The following is a 25,318-nucleotide window of genomic DNA, read 5'->3' on the forward strand; positions in this document are numbered from 1 at the left end:
GGTCAGTCCTCGTGCCCCAGTTGGAGATCGCGTTCGGTGCGTCCGCCGCCGGCCACCTGGAGGACGGTGGCCACGGGCGGATACCCGGCCGCGATCACCGTGTACTCACCGGTGGAGAGGTCCACGAACCGGAACGCCCCGTCGGGCCCGGTGGTGAGCGTGTCGACCACATTGCCCGCCGCGTCCAGCAGCGTGACCCGGGCGTCCTCGACGGGCCGGCCACCACTTGCCCGCACGATGCCGCGCAGCACCGCACCCCCGGCGAGTTCGATGTCCTGCCGGGTCTCCCTGGCGGCCTGCACACTCACCGGCAGCGCGGCGGGCCGGAAGGCGGGTGCGCTGGCGGCGAGGGTGTACTCGCCGGCCACCAGCTCCGAGATCACATACCCTCCCTCGCGACCGCTGCGGGTGGAAGCGACCACTTCGCCGCGTACGTCGGTGAGGGTGACGGCGGCATCGCGCACGGGGATGCCGTCGGCGGTGACGACGGACCCGGCGAGGCGCCCGGCACCACCGAGCACCACATCGAGCTCGACGGGCCGTTCGCCCACGGTGACGCTGACGGCCTGCGGCTGGTGCCCGCCCGCCGCGGCGATGAGAACGTACGCACCGGCGCCGGGCACGCTCAGCGCGTACCTCCCGTCCTCACCGCTCGCGCCCCGCCCGACCTGCTGTCCCTGGACGTCGATGAGAGTGAGGGCGGCGCTCGGGACCTTGGTGCCGTCGGGGTGCTGGACGCTGCCGCTCACCGGCACTCCCGACAGGTACACGGGCGGCGGGGCGGCGGTGACGCGGGCTGCGGGGATCGGTGCGGACCCGGTGGTGGACTCGGCGTCGGTTTCGGGGCTGTGGTGGGACACCAGCGGTTTCTCCTTGAGGAAGAAGGCGAGGAACAGGCCGAGCACGAGCACCGGCACGAGGTAGAGGAAGATCCGCGGCATCGCGTCGGCGTACGCCCGGATATAACTGTCGCGCAGCGCGGGCTCCATGGCATGGACCAGCTGCGGGGTGATCGACTCGGGGTCGGGGAGGTCGGCGCCGGACGGCAGGCGGGCGGCGAGCGCGTCCGCGAGGCGGCCCGCGAAGAGCGTCCCGAAGACGGCGGCGCCGACGCTGCCGCCGATCTGCCGGAAGTAGTTGTTGGCACTGGTGGCGGCGCCGAGGTCGGTGGGCTGAACGGAGTTCTGGACCGCGAGCACCAGCACCGGCATGATCAGGCCGATCCCGATGCCGAGCACCGCCTGCGCGAAGCTGTACTCAAGGCGCGGGGTGTCCGTTTCGAGCCGGGAGAGCAGCCACATCCCGAGGACCGAGAACGCGCCGCCGAGGATCGGGTGGACGCGGTACCGGCCGGTGCGCGAGATCAACTGGCCGGAGACGATGGACGCCACGACGATGCCGCCCATCATCGGGAGCATCAGGAGGCCGGATTCGGTGGCCGACGCTCCGTCGACCATCTGCAGGAAGGTCGGCAGATAGCTCGCGGCGCCGAACAGCGCGACGCCGACCACCGCGCCGACGAGGGCGGTGACATTGAAGACGGAGTCACGGAACAGCCGCAGCGGAATGATCGGTTCGGCTGCCCGGTGCTCGACGACGAGGAAGAGCAGGGCTGTTCCGGCGGCTCCGACGGCGAGCCCCAGGATGGTGCGTGACCCCCAGGCGTACTCCGTCCCGCCCCAGCTGGTCAGCAGCACGAGACAGGTGGAGGCTGCCGCGAGCAGCAGGGCGCCCAGGATGTCGAGGCGGGGCCGGGCGGTGGGCCGGGGGAGTTTGAGGACGACGGTGATGACGGCGAGGGTGATCAGGCCGAACGGGACATTGATGTAGAAGCACCAGCGCCAGGAGGCGTGGTCGGTGAAGAAGCCGCCCAGCAGCGGCCCCGCGACCGAGGCGAGGCCGAAGGCGGCGCCGATGAGCCCCATGAACCGGCCGCGTTCCCGCGGCGGTACGACATCCGCGATGATCGCCTGGACACCGATCATGAGTCCGCCGCCGCCGATGCCCTGGACCGCCCGGAAGGCGATCAGCTCGTCCATGGTGCGGGACCAGCCGGCCAGCGCGGAACCGATGACGAAGACGACGATGGCGAACTGGAAGACGCCCTTGCGCCCGAAGAGATCGCCGAGCTTTCCGTAGATCGGCAGGCCGATGGTGGAGGCGAGGAGGTAGGCGGTGACGGCCCAGGACATCTTCTCCAGGCCGTGCAGCTCACCGACGATCTTCGGCAGTGCCGTGGCGACGATCATCTGGTCGAGCGCCGCGAGCAGCAGCGTCAGCATCAGTCCGAGGAAGACCAGCCGGATGTGGCGGGGACTGGTCGCCGGCTCGGCGGACGGGGCGGGGACGACCTCATCCCCGGCGGGCGGCGACGAGGGCGGCGGAATCGGCAGCGTGGTCGCCGCCTCGGTGGCCCCCGTACCGTTCGGCTCGTCCTCCAACAGAGTGATCCCACCCACCACGTGCCGCTCCCCTCGTCGCGTCTGCGCCGCCCATTTCTCGCATTGCGCGATTAGGGAGGGCAAACGCGACGGGGGGCGCCGGCGGCGCACTCGGGGGGCTTAGTCCCCGGTCGGAGCCACTACGGCGCACAACCGACGGGCCGAGAAGACCACCCGAACCGGTGAGGCCGGTCAAGCGCGCGCGGAGCTACTTCTCCACCTCGGCGGCGAGATTGCGCAGCAGCTCGTCGTAGATCCGCCCAAGTCCCTTGGGCGCGAAGGTCTTCTCGAAGAATCCGCCGATGCCTCCGGCGCCGTTCCAGACGGTCGACACGACCGCCTTCGACTTGCCCTCACCGGCCGGGGTGACGGTCCAGGTGGTGACCATCGAGGAGTTGCGGTCCTTCTCCACGAGCTGCCCGTCGGTGGGCTCGGTGACCTCCAGCAGGCAGTCGCGCACCCGCTTGCTGGTGGCCTGGAGCTTCCAGTGGACCAGCGTGCCCTCGCCGTCGCCGCCCTCGCGCACCTCGTACTCGCTGAACTGTCCGGGCATGACCTTGCGCCGGGCCTCCTGGTAGTCGGCCAGCGCGTCGAACACCGTCTCCGCATCCGCCGCGATGACTCGCTCCGTCGTTGCCTCGACCTGCGCCATGGCTGTTCCTCCAGCACTCGGTTGTTCGGGGGTGTGCTGAGCCAACCACCTCGGGAACCTCGTTCAAAATCCGGGCCGGGACGAAGGGGAGAAAACGATCAAGGGAACAAGTGTTCTATTCTCTGTCCAGTGCTACCGAGGAGGCGCCCATGCGCTGGGAAAATCTGGTCGAGAACAGCCGGGAGGCCGGGACCGGCGCGCTCTTCGCCGCGAACGCGGTGACCACGCGCACCTTTGACACCCCCGAGTTCAGAGGGATCACCTTCCACGAGATCCGGGCACGCTCGATCGTGAACCGGGTGCCGGGCGCATCGCGGATGCCGTTCGAGTGGACGGTCAATCCCTACCGGGGCTGCACACACGCCTGCCCTTAGTGCAGGGTCTCACAACGGAAGCGTTTCGCCCCTGCGCCACCGGGGAATGTGGCGCTTCCCCCGTGGGGCGAGCCCTACTCGGCGCGGGTCACGCGCGCATGATCGGTAAAGACACGGCGGAACACGTCATGCCCGGTGAGCCCCGCATGACGCAGCGCCCAATCCTGCGACACCTCCTGCTCACCTTGCGGCCCGGACTCCTCCCCACACCCCACGGCGACGCAGAACACCTCATATGTCACCCCACCCTCCGGAACTTGCCGGATCGTGTGGGGCACGTACCGATAGACAGCGCGTGTGCTCACTGGTGACCCTCCGGGTGGCGCCGCATGTAGACGTTGCAGTCGGACACGGTGGTCATGTCGCCCCCGGTGCGCGCACGGTCCCGCACGTTCGCAAGCTCGATGCAGCCCGGACACCCCTCCACCGGGGTCGGCTCCAACTCCATACGCAACGGCAGTTCCAACGGGCCCGTCTGATACCTCGTCGGTTCGCTCATTGCACGATCGTGGCGCGCCCTCATGGACGTATCCACTCCGAACGAACGACAGTTGGGCCGTTCTTCGCTACGGTCACGGAAAGGCCCAAACGTCTACGGGGGACCTCTTGAACTCTGCCCTACGATCAGCTATGGCGGATGCCGGTGTGAGCACGCGTCAGCTTGCCGTGCATATTGGTGTGACTGGCAAGACGATCGAGCGATGGCTAGCGGATGCCGAGCTGACGCCCCACGCACGGAACCGCGATGACGCCTCTCGGGCGTTGGGAGTGGACGAGGAAATGATCTGGCCGCAAGTAGTCAAGGACCGCATCAAGAGCGGCCACGACCGCGAACTAGTCCACAGCTACCCCTACCGTTCCGCGTGCCCGTCGACGGTGTGGAGCGAGTTGATCAGCGATGCCACCACAGACCTGCTCTTCGCCGGATACACCAACTACTTCCTGTGGACCCAGGTTCCCGCGTTCCCTGACGTGCTGCGCCGGAAGGTCGCTTCCGGGTGCCGCGTCCGCTTCCTACTGGGCGACCCCGACGGCGACGTGACCCGTCAGCGGGAAAGCATCGAGGACGTGGCCTTGACTGTCTCCACACGCATCCGCATCACTCTGGAGCATCTTGACCGTCTCGGCCCACTGGAGGGTCTTGAGACACGCTTCAGCGCCCCAGAAGACGCGATCAACCATGTGAGCCTGTCGGTGTTCCGCTTCGATGCCGACGTGCTCGTAACTCCCCACCTCGCCCGACTGGTCGGCCACGATTCCCCACTCCTCCACCTCCACAAGCGGGGCGACGGTGGCATGTTCGACCGGTTCAGCGAGCATGGCGAAGAACTCTGGAACAGTGCGGCGCCCAAGCGTTCGTAACGTCAGCGCCCGGACACGAGAGAGACCGCCCACCCATCGGTGAACGGTCTCCCAGGTCGGGGCCGGATCACTCCGTGTCGGCAAGCGCCCGGTACAACGTCGCCCGGGACACACCCACCGCCTTGGCGACCGCCGTGACGCTCTCACCCTTCGTACGGCGCGCCTTGGCGGCGGCAAGCTTGTCGGCATCCATCACGACCGGACGCCCACCCGTACGCCCCTGCGCCTTGGCGGCGTCGAGACCCGCACGCGTCCGCTCCTGAATCAACGACCGCTCGAACTCCGCCATGGCGCCAACGACTTGGAGCATGAGGCGACCGTCCGGGGTGTTCGGATCGATGCTCGCCAGCGCACCCGTAAGCACCTTGAACCCGACCCCCCGCACGGCAAGCGCGTCCACCATGTTCACCAGGTCGATCAGCGAGCGCGCGAACCGGTCCAGCTTCCATACGCACAGGGTGTCCCCGGGGCGGACGTAGTCGAGAACGGCCATCAACTCCGGGCGCTCCGTGTTCTTCCCGCTCGCCTTGTCGGTGAAGACCCGGGCGCAACCCGCTTCCTTGAGCGCATCGAGCTGCAACTGTGCTTCCTGGTCGTCCCCTGAGACTCTGGCGTATCCGATGAGGTGTCCCGCGTTCGTGTCCATGACGAGACAGTCTCATAACTCGTCTCAGAACAGCAGGGGTTTGCGGCAGGTTTTGAGACGGGTTTTGAACGCCGATCCGGCCCCCTGGGGGCGTTCGACGGACCGTCTCATAAACCATCGTTTGATGGACGCTTCACCGGTCGTCACGCTGCGCCACACCCGCCCCCCCCTCAACCGCCAGACCCGTACCGGCTGAGAGGAGCAGACACCTAACGATCACTCGGGTCGCCCCGGCGGGGTCACCCGCCTCCCCCTCACCCACCCGTGCACAAACTGACAAACCAACCCCCTATTTCACTTTCTTCTAACACGCGTTAGAGAGAGATAGAAATAGGGGGTTAGTTTGTCAGTTTGGACCGTCACGGTGACGCGCGGTGACGGATGGGGAGGAATCGCTACCCGGCGTAGCGACCGCTCCCCTCCGCAAAAAAGCCTTCAGTTGCCATGCACAAGGTTTCCCTCCCTGCCGGTCAGGATTGGCGAGGGGCGGGGGTCCCTGCCTGGGCGCACCCCGACCCGTCAGCCGTCCCATCGCCGCCACCATCCATCCGCCAGTGACAGCAAGACCGCCACGATGACGAGATGACGGAACAGACCTGTGATCTGTTTTTCTCTAAGTTTTCTATGCGCAACCAAAAAAGTAGGGCTAACCGATTCCGTCATCGCTCCGCCGCTGAGGAGCAGCGAGCCAGCGACGCCCCAGGAAGCGCGAACGGCCCACCACTGGAGGAATCCCAGCAACGGGCCGCGAACGGCGCTCAGGCAGGCTTACAAGCCTTCCTGTGTAGCGATGTCGTCCAAGAGGTCCTGCCGGATCTCCTCATGCTGCTCCGGTGTCAGGGGGACGGGCCTACGCACCGGTTCCTCATCGTCGTCCACAACGCTGCCCGCAAGCTCAGCGGCTGCCGGGTCTTCCTGTTCGATACGGGCGCGCTCACCAACGGGCAGACGTTTACCCCCGGCAGGCTCCACCCTGACCACAAGTCCCACGCTTGCCATGAGCGCCGCGCGTGCGGTCAACGTCGATGACTCCCACACGTCTCCGAACGTCCGCCCCGTATCCCGTGTCTCCCAGTGCGGTTCGGTCTCTGGCGTGGCGTCCAGCACGTCACGACGGGCCAACAGCGACGTGATCTGATCGGTGTACTCCGCCTCATCCTCCGTGCCCCGGTAGAGCCCCGCCTTTCGGTCGGCGCGCATGGCCTTGATCGCTGACGCGACCGCCAACCGTTCCTGCCGGTTATTGCTCCCGGAGTGCCACACGTTCTCGATCACCCGCATACGGCCGTAGACGATCGTCATCCGCTCGTTCACCCACGCGTCAAGGTCATCGGCCCGGATGAACGGCGCGGGCTTGTGGCGCTCCTCGTTGGGCCGTGCGCACTTGAGCCCCGTACGGCCGTGCGCCACGGTCTGAGTCAGGCGAGCGTCACACACCCCGCAGCGAGTGACCCCCTGCAACCAGTGCGCGTCATGGCGCTGTGTACGGGTCACTTCCACGGCGTCGATGGCCGTCTGAACGGCTTCCCATTCCTCCCAGGTGAGTACCGGCTCCCAGATGACCAGCGGCAGACCGTCAGAGCCCGTCTCGGGACGCTCGTTCTTCCCCACTCGATAGCCCAACTGCACCTGATTGCGGAGGATGGCGCGCACCGCGTTACCCCTCCAGTACGTGTCACGCGCCTCATGGCCACCCGCACGCTTCGCCGTCGCCCCTTGCTGCCGGGACGTGGGCACCTTGTCCTCATTCAGCTTCCGGGCGATGGCGGAAGCGGAATGACCAGCGATGACCAGGGACGCCATATGCCGAATGTTCTTCACCGCTTCGGCATCCCGCACCAGGACCCGCCCCTTACCGGACGGGTGTGGAGCCGGGGTGAGCCCGTACGGGAAGCGGCCACCCACGAACTTGTGGTCTTCCAGCCCCTTGCGCCGCGCGTCCATCGAACGCTCACGGATCATGGCGCGCTCAAGCTTGGCGAAGACAGCGATGATCTCCGCCATGGCAACACCCATCGGTGACGACAGGTCCAGCGGTTCGGTGCAGCTCACCAGGGCAACCCCGGCTGCCTTGCAACGCTCCATCAGTTCGGCGAACGCGAGCGTGGACCGTGACAGACGGTCCAGCTTGTAGAACACGATCGCGTCCACCTCATCCAACCGGGCGAGCATCCGCGCCATGGCCGGGCGGTCTTCCGGGTCCGTCGCACCGCTGACACCCTCATCCGAGAAATCGTCAACGACCTTCCACCCACGACGGTCGCACTCAGCGGCGCAGTGCTCGCCCTGTCGCTCAATGCTGGTGGTGCGCTCCGTCACCCGGGAGATGCGGCGGTATGTGAAGACCCTCATGGACTCCATAGGACCATGCCCCTTACCTGCGACTCTTGGTAAGGACACCCCTCAGCGCCACCCGTTGTGACTCCGATCAGCAAGAGTGTGTCTACTGCTTCGCCCGCAAGACCCACAGCTATCTGGACCTCGACACCGGAATCGGTTTCGACTCCCAGATCGTCGTCAAGATCAACGCCCCGGACCTGCTGCGCGACCGGCTCGCGTCCGGCCGCTGGCACGGCGCGCACATCGCGATGGGGACCAATGTCGACTGCTATCAGCGCGCGGAGGGCCGTTACCGGTTGATGCCCGGCATCATCTCGGCGCTGCGCGATCACGCGAACCCGTTCTCCATCCTGACCAAGGGAACGCTGATCCTGCGCGACCTGGAGCTGCTGCGGCAGGCGGCCGAGGTCACCGAAGTCGGCATCTCCGTCTCCGTGGGCTTCGTCGACGAGGGGCTGTGGCGCACCGTGGAGCCCGGCACCCCCTCCCCCGGGCGCCGCCTCGACGCCGTCCGCACCTTGAGCGAGAACGGCATCGACTGCGGCGTACTGATGGCGCCCGTCGTCCCGTTCCTCGGCGACCATCCGGACCAGTTGCGCGCCACGGTCCGGGCGATCGCTGCGGCCGGGGCGACCTCGGTGACCCCGCTCGTGCTCCACCTGCGGCCCGGCGCCCGGGAGTGGTACATGCGGTGGCTCGGGCAGCACCACCCCCAGTTGGTGCGGCGGTACGAGCGGTTGTACACCGAGGGCGCCTACGCGCCCAAGTGGTACCAGCGCCGCATCACGCGGTACGTCCACGAGCTGGCGACCGAGTTCGGCATCGGACCCTCGCACCGGGGCACGGCCCGCCGGCTCCCCGTACGCCGGGAGCAGCGGCCGCCGCTCGACGACCCCGGTTCCACCCAGCTGACCCTCCTGTGACCCGCTGCGGGCGGGCCCGGCGCATCGGAGTCAGGCAAATGGGTCAACTCTCAACGGAACATGTCCTCCCGGGCACGAATACGGGGAGCATGCGGCGGGGGCTGCGCCACGCGCGGCCGTCTTTCCCCCACCACGGGAGGCCATATGACGAAACGTCCAGGAATTCTGTTCGCCGTCGGGGCGACGGTCGCCGGTCTGGTGACCGCCGCCCCGTCCCCGGCTACCGCCGACACCGGCGCGCGGCGCGCCGCCGCCCAGCTCCGGTGGACCGACTGCGGCACCGCGTCGTATCCGACGCTGCAGTGCTCATCGGTCAGCACCCCGCTCGATCATGACGATCCGTCGGGGCGGCAGATCACGCTCGCCCTGTCCCGGATCCCGCATACCGCGAAGACCTTCCAGGGGCCGCTGCTGGTCAACCCGGGCGGTCCCGGGGGCAGCGGCCTCTCGATGGCCGGCTTCGTGGCGTCCTCGCTGCCGAAGTCGGTTGCCGCGCAGTACGACGTGATCGGGTTCGACCCGCGCGGCGTCGGGAAGAGCGAACCCGCGCTGGACTGCGTACCGAAGTACTTCGATCCGCTGCGCCCCGACTCGGTGCCGGACTCGCTCGCGGTCGAGGAGGCCAACCGCAACCGGGCCCGCTCGTTCGCGCAGGCATGTGGCGAGAAGTACCCGGATCTGCTGCCCCACATGGACACCGTCAGCGCCGCCAAGGACCTCGATGTGGTCCGGCAGGCAACCGGTTCCGAGCAGCTCAACTACTTCGGGTACTCGTACGGGACCTACCTCGGCGCGGTGTACGCCAAGCTGTTCCCGGAGCGGGTGCGGCGTCTGGTCCTCGACTCGAACGTCGACCCGGAGGGCGTCTGGTACGACGACAACATCGGCCAGAACTACGCGTTCGACGCCCGCCACAAGGCGTTCGCCGCCTGGGTCGCGAAGCACGACACCACGTACCGGCTCGGCAGCGACCCGGCGAAGGTCGAGGATGCCTGGTACGCGATGCGTGCCGCCGTCAAGGCGCACCCCGCGGGCGCGAGGGTCGGGGCGAGCGAGCTGGAGGACACCTTCCTGCCCGGTGGCTACTACAACGGCTACTGGCCCTATCTGGCCGATGCGTTCGCGGCGTATGTGAACGACCAGGACCCTGACGCGCTCGTGAAGGCGTACGAGAAGTTCGGCGCCGTGGACGCGAAGGCCGACAACGGGTACTCGGTCTACTCGGCCGTGCAGTGCCGCGACACCCAGTGGCCCCGTCAGTGGAACACCTGGCGCAGCGACAGCTGGAAGGTGCACGACAAGGCACCCTTCTTCACCTGGAACAACACCTGGTACAACGCGCCGTGCGCCGACTGGCCGGTGGAGCCGCTGAACCCGGTACCGGTCTCCAACGACAGCCTGCCGCCGGCGCTGCTCTTCCAGGCCACCGAGGACGCGGCCACGCCGTACGAGGGCGGAGTCACCCTCCACCGCAAGCTGCGCGACTCCAGCCTGGTGGTCGAGCAGGGCGGCGGCAACCACGGCATCACACTGAGCGGCAACGACTGCCTGGACACCTATCTGGCGGACTATCTCGACAAGGGCACCGTCCCGCGCGGCAAAGGCAGTGGGGCCGACGCGGACGCGGTCTGCGCCAAGTCCCCCGACCCGCAGCCGCTGACCGGCAGGGCCGCGGCGAAGGCGGCCCGGGGAACGGGTTCCGGCAGCAGGGGCAGCATCCTGCACGGCCTGCTCGGCTTCCGCGGCTGACGCCCTGCGAACCCGGGCCGGATTCCCGTACGGGCCATCCTGACGCATGCGTCAGGATGGCCCGTATGACGATGCGGACCACGCCGGATGTGCTTGTACGGGACATGACTGTCGACGACTGCGAGGCGGTCGCGAGAGTCCGGGTGCGCGGCTGGCAGGCCGCGTACGCCGGACTGATGCCGCAGTCGTATCTGGACTCCATGGACATCGCCGAGGACGCGGACCGGCGCCGTGGATTCTTCGACGAGGGCACCACGGTGGTGAATGTGGTGGCCGAACGAGCGGGCCTCGGCGTGATCGGCTGGGGCTGCTACGGCCCGTACCGCGAGGACGACGGGCGACCGGACCGGGGTGAGCTGTACGCGATCTACGTGCTGCCCGAGATGATCGGGACCGGGGCCGGGCGCGCCCTGACGGCGGAGCTGCTCGCTCGCGCCGCCGCGGACGGCTTCCCTGACCTGGCGCTCTGGGTGCTGAGGGAGAACGCCCCGGCCCGCCGCTTCTACGAGCGCGCCGGCTTCCTTCCCGACGGTGCCGAGGAGTCCTTCGAGGTGGACGGCGTGCTCGTGCCCGAGCTGCGGTACGTACGCGCCCTCGGGCTCCCCGGCACCGCCTGAACGCGTCCGCGCCGGTCCGGCGCGCGGGGACGGGCCCCGCCCGGGGACAAGACATCCGCCCCCGTCAGGCCCTCCGCAGCCGGCTGAGCGCCTCGCGGGCCGCGCCCCCCAGTCGCGGGTGCGGCAGCGCCGCCTCCAGGAGGGGACGGGCCCGCTCGTCCGCCAGCTGCCCGAGCCCTTCCACGCAGGCCAGCGCCACCCGCCAGTGCGGGTCCTCCGGGGCCAGGAGCCGCTCCAGGGTGGCCATCAACGCCGGTACGGACTCCGGGGCACGGAGCGCGGTCAGCAGCCGCACCGGGTGCAGGGCGTACGCGGTGCGCAGGGTGTTGGTCGCGAGGGCGGCGGCGGCCCGGGGGGTGCGTGGGTCGCCGAGGCGCTCCAGGGCGTGTGCGGCGCAGACGCAGCGCTCCGGGTCACGGTGGTTGAGCAGCAGGACCAGCGCTTCGAAGGCCCGTCGGTCACCGGCACAGCCGAGCCGGAACGCGGCGATCTCCCTTGCCCAGAGCGGGCGTTCGGCTTCCACGAGGACGTCGGCCAGTTCCTCGTCGTCGTCGGTGGCGAGCAGTCTGCGGAACGCCGCGGACTCACCCGCCTCGTCGGCCAGTCGGTCCGTCAGCGAGCGGAACTCCTCATCCATGACCCTCAGCGTATCGACGGGAACTCTGCGTATCGAGAGCCGGGGTGAATGTGACATGGCGCACGACACCTCAGGACTGGTGCGCTCGTTACCGACCGGTTAACCTCATGTGAGCGGGACACACTCCCCGCTTGCTCCGGTGGCCTGGTGACGCAGTCACTCGGAGTGCTTGTCGGTTCGGCAGCTTCGCGAGACGTGACTCCGGGACAGAGTCCGTCGCCCCTTCCCGGTCCGGGCGTGCCCAGCGCGCCCCGGCACTGAACACCACGACACGCAATTCCCGCACAGTGGCGCCCTTTCGTCCTCCGACGCGCGCCGTGCTTCCTCACAGTCGTCACTCATTCCCTGGAGTCCCGTGATGGACATCCCGCTCAGCACCATCGCCGTCGTCGGTCTCGGCACCATGGGCACCGGCATCGCCGAGGTCCTCGCCCGCGCCGGCCATGAGGTCATCGGTATCGACATCAGCGAGGCGGCAGCCCGTCAGGCCGTCGCCTCCCTGGAAGCCGCGACCGCTCGCGCCGTACGGCGCGAGCGGATCACGGAGCAGGAGCGGAGCGACGTCCTCGCCCGGTTCCGTACCTTCGGTGACCTCCGGGCCGCCGCGGAGGCGGAGCTGGTCATCGAGGTCGTTCCCGAGTCGTACGAGATCAAGCAGCAGGTCTTCCGGGAGCTCGACGCGGTCGTCTCCCCCACCGCGATCCTGGCGACCGGCACCAATGCCCTGTCGGTGACCCGGCTGGCCGCCGAGTCGCTGCACCCCGAGCGCGTGCTCGGCCTGCACTTCTTCAATCCGGCGCCCGCGATGAAGCTGGTCGAGGTGGTCTCGTCGGTGCTGACCGCGCCGCCGGCCGTCGCGGCCGTCACCGAGCTGGCCCGCAGTCTGGGCAAGGAGCCGGTCGCGGTCGGCGACCGGCCGGGCTTCGTCGCCGACGGGCTGCTGTTCGGATACCTCAACCAGGCCGCCGCGATGTACGAGGCGAACTACGCCTCCCGTGAGGACATCGACGCGGCGATGAAGCTGGGCTGCGGCCTGCCGATGGGCCCGCTCGCCCTCCTCGACCTGATCGGGATCGACACCGCCCGCACCGTCCTGGAGGCGATGTACTCCGCGTCGCACGACCGGCTGCACGCCCCCGCTCCCGTGCTCGGACAGCTCAGCGAGGCGGGGCTGACCGGCCGCAAGTCGGGCCGCGGCTTCTACACGTACACCGGACCCGGCAGCCAGACCGAGGTGCCGGACGCGCTGACCCCGCGGGAGAACGTGGCGACGGCCGCCGGGCGCACGGTGCGCTCGGTGGGGGTGGCGGGCTCCGGCACCATGGCCTCGGGGATCGCCGAGGTCTTCGCGAAGGCCGGTTACGACGTGGTGCTCGCCGCCCGCGGTCAGGAGAAGGCGGACACGGCGAAGGCCCGGATCGGCAAGTCGCTGGAGCGTTCCGTCACCAAGGGGCGGCTGACGGCCGGGGCCCGGGACGAGACACTGGCCCGGATCACCGCGGCCGGTTCGCTCGACGCCTTCGCCGATGTCGATCTCGCGGTCGAGGCGGTCGCCGAGGACCTGACGGTCAAGCAGCAGTTGTTCGGGACGCTGGACAAGGTCTGCAAGCCCGGTGCGGTGCTCGCCACCACCACCTCGTCGCTGCCGGTCGTGGCGATCGCGCGGGCCACCTCGCGTCCGCAGGACGTCGTCGGGATGCACTTCTTCAACCCGGCGCCCGCGATGAAGCTGGTCGAGGTCGTCCGTACGGTGCTCACCGCGGACGACGTCCACGCCACCGCCCGCGAGGTGTGCGTCAAGGTCCGCAAGCACCCGGTGGACTGCGGGGACCGGGCCGGTTTCATCGTGAACGCGTTGCTGTTCCCCTACCTCAACAACGCGATCAAGATGGTCGAGGAGCACTACGCGAGCCTCGACGACATCGACGCGGCGATGAAGCTGGGCGGCGGCTACCCGATGGGCCCGTTCGAACTCCTCGACGTCGTCGGGCTCGACGTCTCGCTCGCCATCGAGAAGGTTCTGCACAACGAGTTCCGCGACCCGGGCCTGGCCCCGGCGCCGCTGCTCGAACATCTGGTGGCCGCCGGCTGCCTCGGTCGAAAGACGGGGCGCGGCTTCCGCGAATATGCCCGGCGCTGAGAGGGTCCGGCAGTGGGCAGCGCGGTTGAGGAGCGGGGCTGGGGTACGTGCATCGCAAGGCGGAGGGTTGAGGCAGATGGGGTCTCCCCTGCTCGAACGCAGCTGAGAGCCTGGGGAAGGAGCCATGATGATGGACGACAACGCCGCGAGGTGCGTGCCCCGGCCCCGTGACGCCGCGAAGCCCGCTGCCGGACCCGCTGAGCCGGGAGCCTGCGGGGGAGGGCTGCTCGACCCGTCGGGCGGCCCTCCCCCGCAGGCGCGGTCCCCCGCGCCGATGCAGTACGTTCACACCATGTCCCAGCCCGCCAGGTCCCCCCGTGTCTCCGCCGCGTCCGACACCCCGGAGAGTGCCGCAGGCACCCGCGCCGCCGCCCAACGGCTCAAGATGCGCCGCGAACTGGCCGCCGCGGCGATGGAGCTGTTCGCCACGAAGGGGTACGAGGCGACGACGGTCGACGAGATCGCGGGCGCCGCGGGCGTCGCCCGGCGAACCTTCTTCCGGCATTTCCGCTCCAAGGAAGAGGCGATCTTCCCGGACCACGACGACACCCTCGTCAGGGCCGAGGCCGTCCTCAACGCGGCCCCCGCGCACGAGCACCCGCTCGACACCGTCTGCCGCGGCATCAAGGAAGTCATGAAGATGTACGCGGCGAAGCCGGCGGTCTCCGTGGCGCGTTACAAGCTGACCCGTGAGGTTCCCACGCTGCGCGAGGCCGAAATCGCCTCGGTGGCCCGCTACGAGCGGCTGTTCACGCGGTATCTGCTGGGCCATTTCGACGAGCGCGACCACCATGTCGGCAATGACGACCCCCTGCTCGCCGAGGTCGCGGCTTCCGCTGTCGTCACCGCGCACAACCATGTGCTGCGCCGCTGGCTGCGGGCGGGCGGCGAGGGCGACGTGGAGGCCCAGCTCGACCACGCCTTCTCGATCGTCCGCGACACGTTCGGGAGCGGTATCGGCGCGGGCAGGATCGCCGGCGTCGAACCGACGAGGCAGCCGGCCGCCTCGGTGGCGCCCCAGGGCGAGGTACTGGTCGCGGTGGCGCGCACGGACGCGCCGCTCGACGAGGTGATGCGGACGATCCAGCAGGCGCTCGAGGACCGCTGAGGCATGCCGGCCGGTCCCACCCGGCCGACGGGCCCGACGGCCGGCTGGGGCCGAAACCCGGTTGCCGCGTCCGCACCCCGGTGCTGTGGTGTGCGGATGAATCATGATCGCGACACACTTCTGGCCCTTTTCGACCGCGAAATGCGCGAACACGCCCGCCCCGACGGCCCCGGCGTACGGGTCGAACGCACCGGTGGCGTCGTACGGCAGGTCGGCACGGCCCGCGACTGGAACGGTGTGCTCTGGTCGGCCCCGGACCTGGATCCCGCACGCGCGGACGCGGCGATCGGGGCGCAGGTGGCGCACTACACGGCTCTCGGGCATGACGAGTTCGAGTGGAAGCTGTACGCGCACGACCGGCCGGCCGACCTGTCGGAGCGGCTTCTCGCCGCCGGTTTCGAGGCGGAGCAGCCGGAGACCCTGCTGGTCGCCCGGGTGGCGGACCTCTCGACGACGGTGGAGCTCCCCGAGGGCGTCCGGCTGCGCACCGTGAGCGACGCGGACGACGTGGAACTGATGGGGCGCGCCCACGAGCAGGCCTTCGGCTCGGACTGGTCGCGGCTGCGGCATCAGGTCCTGGCCAGACTGTCGGAGGATCCGGACGGTTTCGTGGGCATCCTCGCGATGGCGGGCGACGAGCCGGTGAGCTCGGCCAGGATGGAGCTGTACCCGGGCACGGGCTTCGCGGGGCTCTGGGGCGGCGGAACGGTCCGCTCGTGGCGCGGCAGGGGCATCTACCGCGCCCTGGTCGCCTTCCGCGCCCGGATCGCGGCGGAGCGCGGCTACGGCTACCTTCAGGTCGACGCCTCCGACCGGAGCAGCCCGATCCTCCAGCGACTCGGATTCCAGGCCCTGAGCACCACGACCCCGTACGTGTACCGGCCCTCGCGCTGATCACATCCAGCGGGACGTAACCACCCAGAACACCTCCCACCTTGCTCATGCGTGCCCGGCGGGTGACAAGTGAGAGAAATTGTTGGCACCGAGTGCCTTGCCAGGTGTCACGGAGTGCCATACGTTGAAGTTGTCCGGGCGGCCGGCGTGCTGAGACCTCACGTACGCCGGCTGTCCCCGCAAGCAGGATGCCTGCGCGCCCGGACGCCTGCGTCACAGGCAAACCCTTCTGCTCCACAGAGCAAGCCGCAGCCCCACCAGCCGAACCGACGGCAGCACCTCCACACCACACAGCTCCCCGTCTGCTTGCAGGGACTCTCAAGCGTTCCCTCAGCGCCCCCCATCCGCCGGAGGCACACCGTGAAGGAAATCCTGGACGCGATCCGATCGCAGGACAGCACAGCCGCGGACTTCGCGGCCCTGTCCATCCCTGAGTCGTACCGCGCGGTGACCGTGCACAAGGACGAGACGGAGATGTTCGCCGGGCTCGAAACCCGCGACAAGGACCCCCGCAAGTCACTGCATCTCGACGAGGTCCCGGTGCCCGAACTCGGACCCGGCGAGGCACTCGTCGCCGTCATGGCGAGCTCGGTCAACTACAACTCCGTGTGGACCTCGATCTTCGAGCCCATGTCCACCTTCGGCTTCCTGGAGCGCTACGGGAAGCTCAGCGAGCTCACCCGGCGCCACGACCTGCCGTACCACGTCATCGGCTCCGACCTCGCGGGCGTCGTCCTGCGCACCGGCCCCGGCGTCAACGCGTGGCACCCCGGCGACGAGGTCGTCGCGCACTGCCTCTCGGTCGAGCTGGAGTCCTCGGACGGCCACAACGACACGATGCTCGACCCCGAGCAGCGCATCTGGGGCTTCGAGACCAACTTCGGCGGCCTCGCGGAGATCGCGCTCGTCAAGTCCAATCAGCTGATGCCGAAGCCGCAGCACCTCAGCTGGGAGGAGGCCGCGGCCCCGGGCCTGGTCAACTCCACCGCGTACCGCCAGCTCGTCTCGCGCAACGGTGCGGGCATGAAGCAGGGTGACAACGTCCTGATCTGGGGCGCCAGCGGCGGACTCGGTTCATACGCCACGCAGTTCGCCCTCGCGGGCGGCGCCAACCCGATCTGCGTCGTCTCCAGCGAGCAGAAGGCGGACATCTGCCGGAGGATGGGCGCCGAGGCGATCATCGACCGCAACGCCGAGGGCTACGCGTTCTGGAAGGACGAGCACAACCAGGACCCGCGCGAGTGGAAGCGGTTCGGCAAGCGCATCCGCGAGCTCACCGGCGGCGAGGACGTCGACATCGTCTTCGAGCACCCGGGCCGCGAGACGTTCGGCGCCTCGGTGTACGTGACCCGCAAGGGCGGCACGATCGTCACCTGCGCCTCCACGTCCGGCTACAACCACGAGTACGACAACCGCTACCTGTGGATGTCGCTGAAGAGGATCGTGGGCTCGCACTTCGCGAACTACCGCGAGGCGTGGGAGGCCAACCGGCTCGTGGCCAAGGGCAGGATCCACCCGACGCTGTCGAAGGTCTACTCCCTGGAGGAGACCGGCCAGGCCGCGTACGACGTCCACCGCAACCTCCACCAGGGCAAGGTCGGCGTGCTGGCGCTCGCCCCCCGCGAAGGCCTGGGCGTGCGCGACCACGAGCTGCGCGAGAAGCACCTCGACGCCATCAACCTCTTCCGTGACACGTCGGCGGAGCGGACCGACGTGCACAGCAGGAACGTCTGACATGACGGGCCGCCAGAAGGACCGCCCGTGGCTCATGCGGACGTACGCCGGCCACTCGACCGCCGAGGCGTCCAACGAGCTCTACCGGCGCAACCTCGCCAAGGGCCAGACAGGCCTGTCGGTCGCCTTCGACCTGCCGACGCAGACCGGCTACGACCCCGACCACGTCCTCGCCCGCGGCGAGGTCGGCCGGGTCGGTGTGCCGGTGTCGCACCTCGGCGACATGCGCGTGCTGTTCCGGGACATCCCCCTGGAACGGATGAACACCTCGATGACGATCAACGCCACCGCGATGTGGCTGCTGGCGCTCTACCAGGTGGTCGCGGAGGAACAGGGCGCCGACATCGCCAGGCTCCAGGGCACCACGCAGAACGACATCGTCAAGGAGTACCTCTCGCGCGGGACGCACGTCTTCCCGCCCGGTCCTTCGCTGCGACTGACCACCGACATGATCACGTACACGGTCGACCGCATCCCGAAATGGAACCCGATCAACATCTGCAGCTACCACCTGCAGGAGGCGGGAGCCACTCCGGTCCAGGAGATCGCGTACGCCCTGTCGACCGCCGTCGCGGTGCTGGACGCCGTGCGCGACTCCGGTCAGGTGCCCGAGGAGAAGTTCGGCGACGTGGTCGCGCGGATCTCCTTCTTCGTGAACGCGGGCGTCCGCTTCATCGAGGAGATGTGCAAGATGCGCGCCTTCGGTCGCATCTGGGACCGGATCACCCGCGAGCGGTACGGCATCAACGATGCCAGGCAGCGTCGCTTCCGCTACGGCGTCCAGGTCAACTCCCTCGGTCTGACCGAGGCGCAGCCGGAGAACAACGTCCAGCGCATCGTCCTGGAGATGCTGGCCGTCACCCTGTCCAAGGACGCCCGCGCCCGCGCCGTCCAGCTGCCGGCCTGGAACGAGGCGCTGGGGCTCCCCCGGCCCTGGGACCAGCAGTGGTCGCTGCGCATCCAGCAGGTGCTCGCGCACGAGAGCGATCTGCTGGAGTACGAGGACATCTTCGCCGGATCGCACGTCATCGAGGCCAAGGTCGACGAGCTGGTGACGGAGTCACTCGCCGAGATCGACCGGATCGAGGAGATGGGCGGCGCCATGGCGGCCGTCGAGTCCGGGTATCTGAAGTCGGAGCTGGTCTCATCGCATGCCGCGCGCCGGGCCCGCATCGAGGGTGGCGAGGAGAAGATCGTCGGCGTCAACATCTACGGGACGACGGAACCGAACCCGCTCACCGCGGACCTCGACGGGGCCATCATGACGGTCGACCCCGCCAACGAGGCCGGGGTCGTCACGGCCCTCCACGAGTGGCGCGACAACCGCGACGAGACCCGCGCCACCGACGCGCTGGCCGCACTGAAGAAGGCCGCCGCGGGCACCGAGAACATGATGGAAGCGACCCTGGAGTGCGCCCGCGCGGGCGTCACCACCGGCGAGTGGTCCTGGGCGCTGCGCGACGTCTTCGGCGAGTTCCGGGCCCCGACGGGCGTCTCGTCCGCCCCGGTCGCGGTGACTGCGGAACCCGGCACACCGCTCGCCCTGGTCCGCGCGAAGGTCGCCCGCACGGCGGCCGACCTGGGTGCCGGACGGCTGCGGCTGCTGGTCGGCAAGCCGGGCCTGGACGGGCACTCCAACGGCGCCGAGCAGATCGCCGTACGGGCCCGTGACGCCGGATTCGAGGTCGTCTACCAGGGGATCAGGCTGACCCCCGAGCAGATCGTCTCGGCCGCCCTGGCCGAGGACGTGCACTGCGTCGGTCTGTCGATCCTGTCCGGCTCGCATGCCGAGCTCGTGCCGGACGTGCTCTCCCGGCTGCGCCGAGCGGGCGCCGCCGACATCCCGGTGATCGCCGGCGGGATCATTCCGCCCGCGGATGCCGCCGCCCTGGTCGGGGCCGGTGTCGCCGCCGTATTCACCCCGAAGGACTTCGGTATCACGGAGATCATCGGCCGTATCGTCGACGAGATCCGGAAAGCGAACAAGCTCGACCCTCTGGAGGTCCCCGCATGACTGCCGTCAACCGCCTGCGTCCGCGCCGCTCGTGCCTGGCCGTGCCCGGCTCGAACCCGCGGTTCCTGGAGAAGGCCCAGGGCCTCCCGGCCGACCAGGTCTTCCTCGACCTGGAGGACGCCTGCGCGCCGCTCGCCAAGGAGGGCGCCCGGCACACCATCGTCGACGCGCTGAACGACGGCGACTGGACGGGCAAGACCCGGGTCGTGCGGGTCAACGACTGGACGACCCACTGGACGTACCGCGATGTCATCACGGTCGTCGAGGGCGCCGGCCAGAACCTCGACTGCATCATGCTGCCCAAGGTCCAGGACGCCGAGCAGGTCGTCGCCCTCGATCTGCTGCTCACCCAGATCGAGAAGACGATGGGCTTCGAGGTCGGCAGGATCGGCATCGAGGCGCAGATCGAGAACGCCAAGGGCCTGGTGAACATCGACGACATCGCGGCGGCCTCGCCCCGCCTGGAGACCCTGATCTTCGGCCCGGCCGACTTCATGGCGTCGATCAACATGAAGACCCTGGTCGTCGGCCAGCAGCCGCCCGGCTACGGCGCGGACGCGTACCACTACATCCTGATGCGCATTCTGATGGCGGCCCGTACGCACGACCTCCAGGCGATCGACGGCCCCTTTCTGCAGATCCGTGACGTGGACGCGTACCGCGAGGTCGCGGGCCGTGCGGCGGCGCTGGGCTTCGACGGCAAGTGGGTGCTGCACCCCGGTCAGGTCGATGCGGCCAACGAGGTCTTCTCGCCCTCGCAGGACGACTACGACCACGCGGAGCTGATTCTCGACGCGTACGAGTGGTGCACTTCCGAGGAGGGCGGCAAGAAGGGCTCGGCGATGCTGGGCGACGAGATGATCGACGAGGCGAGCCGCAAGATGGCGCTCGTCGTCGCGGGCAAGGGCCGCGCGGCCGGTATGCAGCGCACCTCCAAGTTCGAAGCCCCGGAGGCCTGATCATGCAGTTCGGACGCACCTTTGAGGAGTTCGAGGTCGGTGCTGTCTACAAGCACTGGCCCGGAAAGACGGTCACCGAGTACGACGACCACCTTTTCTGTCTGCTGACCATGAATCATCACCCGCTGCACATGGACAGCAATTACGCGGAGAGGACGACCGACTTCGGAAAGAACGTCGTGGTCGGCAATTACATTTATTCTCTGCTGCTCGGCATGTCGGTCCCGGATGTCTCCGGAAAGGCGATCGCCAATCTTGAGGTCGAATCGCTGAAGCATGTCGCACCGACCTTTCACGGCGACACGATCTACGGCGAGACCACCGTTCTGGACAAGACCCCGTCAAAATCCAGGAGCGACCGCGGAATCGTCCATGTGGAGACGAGGGGATACAAACAGGACGGCACGCTCGTCTGTGTGTTCCGCCGCAAGGTGATGGTGCCCACCGAGACCTACATCAAGGAGCGCGGCGGAGAACAGCCCGGCCGCCCCGAGCCGACCCAGCCTTCGCAGAAGAACGTGGAGAAGCAGCCATGACACGACTCGCCCAGACTGCCGGCCTCAGCGATGTCCAGGAGGAAATCCTCTCCACGGTCCGGGATTTCGTCGACAAGGAGATCATTCCGGTCGCGACCCAGCTCGAACACCGTGACGAGTACCCGACCGAGATCGTCGAGGGACTCAAGGAGCTCGGCCTCTTCGGGCTGATGATCCCCGAGGAGTACGGAGGCCTGGGCGAGTCGCTGCTCACCTACGCGCTGTGCGTGGAGGAAATCGCCCGCGGCTGGATGAGCGTGTCGGGGATCATCAACACGCACTTCATCGTGGCGTACATGCTCAAGCAGCACGGCACCCAGGAACAGAAGGACACGTTCCTGCCGCGGATGGCGCTGGGTGAGGTCCGGGGCGCGTTCTCGATGTCCGAGCCGGCACTGGGCTCGGACGTCTCGGCGATCACCTCCAAGGGTGTCAGGGACGGCGAGGAGTACGTCCTGAACGGCCAGAAGATGTGGCTGACGAACGGTGGTACGTCCTCGCTCGTCGCCGTTCTGTGCCGGAGTGACGAAGGCCACCCCGAGGGCACCGCCCCGCACAAGTCGATGACGACGTTCCTGGTGGAGAAGGAGCCCGGGTTCGGCGAGGTCCGCCCCGGCCTCACCATTCCCGGCAAAATCGACAAAATGGGTTACAAGGGTGTCGACACGACCGAACTCATCATGGACGGGCTACGTATTCCGGCCAATCGAGTGCTGGGCGGCACCACCGGCCGAGGGTTTTACCAAATGATGGACGGCGTCGAGGTCGGCCGGGTGAATGTGGCCGCGCGTGGCTGCGGTGTCGCTCAGCGTGCGTTCGAGCTGGGCGTTTCCTACGCCCAGCAACGCCAGACCTTCGGAAAGCCGATCGCCCAGCACCAGGCGATCCAGTTCAAGCTGGCCGAAATGGCCACCAAGGTCGAGGCCGCCCATGCGATGATGGTCAACGCAGCACGCAAAAAGGACTCCGGGGAGCGAAACGACCTGGAGGCAGGGATGGCGAAGTACCTCGCCTCCGAGTACTGCAAGGAAGTCGTCGAGGACGCCTTCCGGATCCATGGCGGCTACGGCTTCTCCAAGGAGTACGAGATCGAGCGCCTCTACCGGGAGGCCCCGATGCTGCTGATCGGTGAAGGTACCGCCGAGATCCAGAAAATGATCATCGGGCGCCGACTCCTCGAGGAGTACCGGTTCCAGGGTTGATTGTCCCTTTCGAGGCGATTTAGCCGCGAAGAAGATCACACCCTGTCACCCTCAGGCGGTGCCTTCAAGCCGTCCGACTCGGCTGCTGGCTTGCCCAGTTGCTGCTCGCAACCGATAACATCGCCGGAAAAGCCGCCGTCCCCCGTTGCCAGCGCGGCATCATCCGCTACGAAGGTCATCCATGCCCGACAGCCAAACCTCTGCACCACGCGGCGGAGTCCGCCTTGCGCGCGGAGCTTCGCCGTGGCTCCTCCCGACTGTCGCCACCGCGGCACTCAGCCTCACCCGGGCCCGCAAGTCCGGACGCTGGGCCGCGGTGGCCGTGCCCACCACCGCGCTCGCGGCGGGCATGCTGTGGTTCTTCCGCGACCCCGAGCGTGAGATCACCCAGGGCCGGGTCATTTCGCCGGCCGACGGCGTGGTGCAGAGCATCATGCCCTGGAAGGACGGACGCACCCGCGTCGCGATCTTCATGAGCCCGCTGAATGTCCACGTCAACCGTGCGCCCCTGGCCGGCACGGTGACCTCGGTCGAGCACGTCCCCGGTGGTTTCGTCCCGGCGTTCAACAAGGAGAGCGAGAACAACGAGCGCGTTGTCTGGCACTTCGACACCGAACTCGGTGACATCGAGATGGTGCAGATCGCGGGTGCGGTCGCCCGTCGTATCGTCCCCTACGTCCCGCAGGGCACGAAGGTGGAACAGGGCGAGCGCATCGGTCTGATCCGTTTCGGTTCCCGGGTCGACATCTACCTTCCGGAAGGTATCGATGTCGCGGTCGAGGTCGGCCAGGCCACTACCGCGGGGGTGACTCGAATTGACCGTGATTGATCCCGACACACAGGCCGGCTGGGTGCCGGAGGCGGAGTCCGAGGAGGACGCCGGCGAGGACATGCCGCTCTCTCTGCGGCTGTCGATAGCGGACACCCTCACTCTCGGCAACGCCACCTGCGGTTTCATGGCGGTGTACTTCACCACCACCGGAATCCTCATCCCGCACCTCACGGGCAGCGACGAGAGCGGCATGGCCCGGCACTCCGCGGCCACCGCAGTGATACTGATGCTCCTCGCCGCGGTGTTCGACCTCTTCGACGGGCTCGTGGCGCGCAAGCTGCGCTCCTCGCCGATGGGCGCCGAGCTGGACAACCTCTCGGACCTGATCAGCTTCGGGCTGGCCCCTGCGTACTTCGTCCTCGTCTACGGCATGGTCGCCGACGACGCACACCAGCGGGTGTCGGCGCTGGCGGCGATCGTGGTGCTGCTGGCGGTGGTGCTGAGGCTTGCCAGATTCTCCTGCGTGACCATGAAGGACGGCATGTTCCAGGGCATGCCGAGCCCCTTCGGAGCGCTCACGGTCGTCTCGATCGTGCTCCTGGAGCTGCCTTTCGTGCCGACGCTGCTCGCGATCGTCGGAGTGGCGTGGCTGATGGTCAGCCGGGTCGAGTACCCGAAGCCGCGGGGCGTCCTCGCGGTGGCCATGCTCAGCTGGATCGTGGCCGCGATGGGGCTCCTCGCCGCCTGGGCGTTCGACGCCCCCGGCGGTCAGCTGCTCCTCCAGACCGGCTGTGCGCTCCAGGTGGTCCTGGGAGCGGTCATCCCGCTCTTCGCGACAGCACGGCGGGTGAACACCTTCCGCGGCAACCGGCGTGAGGCACGGACCGCTCAGCTGCCGTAGCGGCACAGAAGCAAACGCGTACGGAAGGGCCCCGGGTGTTCCCCAGCACCCGGGGCCCTTCCGTCTTGCCGGGGCCGTCCCGCGGACGGCGTGGGTCGCGTGCCGTGGGTCCGGTCCGCGGACGGCCGACGGGCGGCCGACGGGCACCACCACACCGTCGTCGCCGGTGAGACGATGCGACGGTGCGCGGTCGGATGCCGGCGATCCGCGGACAGGGCCCCCGTCGTTCGCCACCCCGCTCATCACCCGGGTACGAGCACGGCGGCCCCGTTCACGCGGTCGGCCGCCAGATCGTTCAGCGCCCGGTCCGCGCTGCTCAGCGGGTAGGTGCTCACCGTGGCGCGGATGCCCACGCGTCGGGCCAGGGCGAGGAATGCGCGGCCGTCCTCACGGGTGTTGGAGGTGACGCTGCGCAGACTGCGCTCCTGGAACAGATGGCGCTGGTAGTTCAGCACGGGAATGTCCGACAGATGGATCCCGGCGATGGCCAGGGTGCCCGACCTGTCCAGTGCCTCCATCGCCACCGGCACCAGGTCACCGACGGGTGCGAACAGGATGGCCGAGTCCAGGGGCTCCGGCGGGCGGTCGTAGGCACCGCCCGCCGACGCGGCGCCGAGCTCCAGAGCCAGCGCACGCGCCGCCAGCGAGCGGGTGAGCACATGGACGGTGGCGCCCTCGGCAAGGGCCACCTGGGCCGCGAGGTGGGCCGACGCGCCGAATCCGTAGATCCCGAGCCGCCCGCCCTCCGGCAGTGCGCTGCGCCGGAGCGAGCGGTAACCGATGATCCCCGCGCAGAGGAGCGGTGCGAGCCGGGCGGCGTCCTGATCCTCCGGAAGCCGGTAGGCGAACGCCTCCGGGACCAGCGTGGTGTCGGCGAAGCCGCCGTCCGCGTCCCACCCCGTATAGCTGGACCACGGGCAGAGATTCTCCCGGCCGCCGCGGCAGTACCGGCAGCGTCCGCAGGTTCCGCGCAGCCAGGCCCCGCCCACCCGCTCACCGACACGGAACAGGCCGGTCCCGTCGCCGACCGCCGCCACCCGGCCGACGATCTCGTGGCCGGGGACCGTGGACGGACGGTGCGGAAGGAGGTCGCCCTCGGCCAGATGGAGGTCCGTGCGGCAGACACCGCACGCCTCGACGTTCAGCAACAGCTCTCCCGGACCGGGATCGGGCACCCTGCGACGTACGTGTGTCAGGGGCCCGGTGCCGATCGGACCGGGTGTACGGACGGCCCAGACGCTCTGCTCGGCCGGGACGGACGCGGAGACTGCCACACATCCAGCCTGCGGCGGCGGCGCCGGGGCGGCAACCTCCTGT

General features: G+C 68.7%; 21 protein-coding genes and 1 pseudogene. 15 read left to right on the forward strand and 7 right to left on the reverse strand.

The window, feature by feature from the left end:
- Positions 1-2: 2 nt before the first annotated feature.
- Together ACIOHC_RS32910 and ACIOHC_RS32915 are read right to left on the reverse strand one after the other, a co-directional pair.
- Positions 3-2,462: an MFS transporter gene (locus ACIOHC_RS32910; RefSeq protein WP_351080597.1), complete on the reverse strand. Its 2,460-nt coding sequence runs from the start codon at positions 2,460-2,462 to the stop codon at positions 3-5.
- Between the two features lie 187 nt (positions 2,463-2,649).
- Positions 2,650-3,093 carry an SRPBCC family protein gene (locus tag ACIOHC_RS32915; RefSeq protein WP_351080595.1) on the reverse strand — a complete coding sequence of 148 codons (444 nt, stop codon included), beginning with the start codon at positions 3,091-3,093 and terminating at the stop codon, positions 2,650-2,652.
- 149 nt (positions 3,094-3,242) lie between these two features.
- Here ACIOHC_RS32915 and ACIOHC_RS32920 point away from each other — a divergent pair.
- Positions 3,243-3,461, forward strand: a pseudogene (locus ACIOHC_RS32920) (radical SAM protein); the annotation flags it as partial.
- 307 nt (positions 3,462-3,768) lie between these two features.
- Here ACIOHC_RS32920 and ACIOHC_RS32925 read toward each other — a convergent pair.
- Complete coding sequence (locus ACIOHC_RS32925; RefSeq protein ID WP_376212748.1) at positions 3,769-3,966, reverse strand: hypothetical protein; 198 nt, start codon at positions 3,964-3,966, stop codon at positions 3,769-3,771.
- Positions 3,967-4,247: 281 nt separating this feature from the next.
- Here ACIOHC_RS32925 and ACIOHC_RS32930 point away from each other — a divergent pair, with 281 nt between their 5' ends.
- Positions 4,248-4,829 carry an XRE family transcriptional regulator gene (locus tag ACIOHC_RS32930; RefSeq protein ID WP_401845187.1) on the forward strand — a complete coding sequence of 194 codons (582 nt, stop codon included), beginning with the start codon at positions 4,248-4,250 and terminating at the stop codon, positions 4,827-4,829.
- A gap of 67 nt (positions 4,830-4,896) precedes the next feature.
- Here the strand turns inward: ACIOHC_RS32930 and ACIOHC_RS32935 are convergent, their stop codons facing one another.
- Both ACIOHC_RS32935 and ACIOHC_RS32940 read right to left on the reverse strand, forming a co-directional pair.
- Entirely contained in the window at positions 4,897-5,475 is a 579-nt protein-coding gene (locus ACIOHC_RS32935) for a recombinase family protein (protein ID WP_401845164.1), read from the reverse strand.
- 768 nt (positions 5,476-6,243) lie between these two features.
- Positions 6,244-7,827: a recombinase family protein gene (locus ACIOHC_RS32940; RefSeq protein ID WP_401845166.1), complete on the reverse strand. Its 1,584-nt coding sequence runs from the start codon at positions 7,825-7,827 to the stop codon at positions 6,244-6,246.
- A 35-nt stretch (positions 7,828-7,862) separates the two neighbouring features.
- Between ACIOHC_RS32940 and ACIOHC_RS32945 the strand changes: the two genes are divergently transcribed.
- The 3 genes from ACIOHC_RS32945 to ACIOHC_RS32955 all read left to right on the forward strand — a co-directional run bounded on the left by ACIOHC_RS32945 (position 7,863) and on the right by ACIOHC_RS32955 (position 11,104).
- Positions 7,863-8,738 (forward strand): radical SAM protein, encoded by an 876-nt coding sequence (locus ACIOHC_RS32945; protein WP_401845167.1) that lies wholly within the window; start codon positions 7,863-7,865, stop codon positions 8,736-8,738.
- Positions 8,739-8,882: 144 nt separating this feature from the next.
- Positions 8,883-10,487: an alpha/beta hydrolase gene (locus ACIOHC_RS32950; protein WP_351080591.1), complete on the forward strand. Its 1,605-nt coding sequence runs from the start codon at positions 8,883-8,885 to the stop codon at positions 10,485-10,487.
- Positions 10,488-10,552: 65 nt separating this feature from the next.
- Positions 10,553-11,104 (forward strand): GNAT family N-acetyltransferase, encoded by a 552-nt coding sequence (locus ACIOHC_RS32955; protein ID WP_365693359.1) that lies wholly within the window; start codon positions 10,553-10,555, stop codon positions 11,102-11,104.
- Positions 11,105-11,168: 64 nt separating this feature from the next.
- On the opposite strand, the gene ACIOHC_RS32960 is transcribed toward ACIOHC_RS32955, so the two are convergent.
- Positions 11,169-11,741 (reverse strand): adenylosuccinate lyase, encoded by a 573-nt coding sequence (locus tag ACIOHC_RS32960; RefSeq protein WP_365693361.1) that lies wholly within the window; start codon positions 11,739-11,741, stop codon positions 11,169-11,171.
- A gap of 358 nt (positions 11,742-12,099) precedes the next feature.
- Here ACIOHC_RS32960 and ACIOHC_RS32965 point away from each other — a divergent pair, with 358 nt between their 5' ends.
- From ACIOHC_RS32965 to pssA, 10 genes are all read left to right on the forward strand, one after another.
- Positions 12,100-13,881, forward strand: a complete 1,782-nt coding sequence (locus ACIOHC_RS32965; RefSeq protein WP_365693363.1) for a 3-hydroxybutyryl-CoA dehydrogenase — start codon at positions 12,100-12,102, stop codon at positions 13,879-13,881.
- 292 nt (positions 13,882-14,173) lie between these two features.
- Positions 14,174-14,989, forward strand: a complete 816-nt coding sequence (locus ACIOHC_RS32970; RefSeq protein ID WP_365693364.1) for a TetR family transcriptional regulator — start codon at positions 14,174-14,176, stop codon at positions 14,987-14,989.
- A gap of 96 nt (positions 14,990-15,085) precedes the next feature.
- On the forward strand, positions 15,086-15,883 hold the full coding sequence (locus ACIOHC_RS32975) for a GNAT family N-acetyltransferase (RefSeq protein WP_365693366.1): 798 nt from the start codon (positions 15,086-15,088) through the stop codon (positions 15,881-15,883).
- Positions 15,884-16,243: 360 nt separating this feature from the next.
- Positions 16,244-17,617, forward strand: coding sequence for a crotonyl-CoA carboxylase/reductase (ccrA, locus tag ACIOHC_RS32980; protein WP_365693368.1), 1,374 nt, complete (start codon positions 16,244-16,246; stop codon positions 17,615-17,617).
- A 1-nt stretch (position 17,618) separates the two neighbouring features.
- Positions 17,619-19,631, forward strand: a complete 2,013-nt coding sequence (locus ACIOHC_RS32985) for a protein meaA (RefSeq protein ID WP_365693370.1) — start codon at positions 17,619-17,621, stop codon at positions 19,629-19,631.
- Positions 19,628-20,590, forward strand: coding sequence for a CoA ester lyase (locus ACIOHC_RS32990; protein ID WP_351080578.1), 963 nt, complete (start codon positions 19,628-19,630; stop codon positions 20,588-20,590). The genes ACIOHC_RS32985 and ACIOHC_RS32990 overlap by 4 nt, the downstream gene beginning before the upstream one ends.
- 2 nt (positions 20,591-20,592) lie before the next feature.
- The gene (locus ACIOHC_RS32995) at positions 20,593-21,126 is read left to right on the forward strand and encodes a MaoC family dehydratase (RefSeq protein WP_351080576.1); all 534 of its coding nucleotides are present in this window, start codon (positions 20,593-20,595) and stop codon (positions 21,124-21,126) included.
- Positions 21,123-22,328: an acyl-CoA dehydrogenase family protein gene (locus tag ACIOHC_RS33000; RefSeq protein WP_351080574.1), complete on the forward strand. Its 1,206-nt coding sequence runs from the start codon at positions 21,123-21,125 to the stop codon at positions 22,326-22,328. Before ACIOHC_RS32995 ends, ACIOHC_RS33000 begins: the two co-directional genes overlap by 4 nt.
- A 181-nt stretch (positions 22,329-22,509) precedes the next feature.
- Entirely contained in the window at positions 22,510-23,157 is a 648-nt protein-coding gene (locus ACIOHC_RS33005) for a phosphatidylserine decarboxylase (RefSeq protein ID WP_351080572.1), read from the forward strand.
- Entirely contained in the window at positions 23,144-24,001 is an 858-nt protein-coding gene (pssA, locus tag ACIOHC_RS33010; protein ID WP_351080570.1) for a CDP-diacylglycerol--serine O-phosphatidyltransferase, read from the forward strand. Before ACIOHC_RS33005 ends, pssA begins: the two co-directional genes overlap by 14 nt.
- A 242-nt stretch (positions 24,002-24,243) precedes the next feature.
- Here the strand turns inward: pssA and ACIOHC_RS33015 are convergent, their stop codons facing one another.
- Positions 24,244-25,275: a zinc-binding alcohol dehydrogenase family protein gene (locus ACIOHC_RS33015; protein ID WP_401845170.1), complete on the reverse strand. Its 1,032-nt coding sequence runs from the start codon at positions 25,273-25,275 to the stop codon at positions 24,244-24,246.
- Positions 25,276-25,318: the final 43 nt, after the last annotated feature.

This window comes from Streptomyces sp. NPDC088252, assembly GCF_044740965.1.
Lineage (GTDB): Bacteria > Actinomycetota > Actinomycetes > Streptomycetales > Streptomycetaceae > Streptomyces.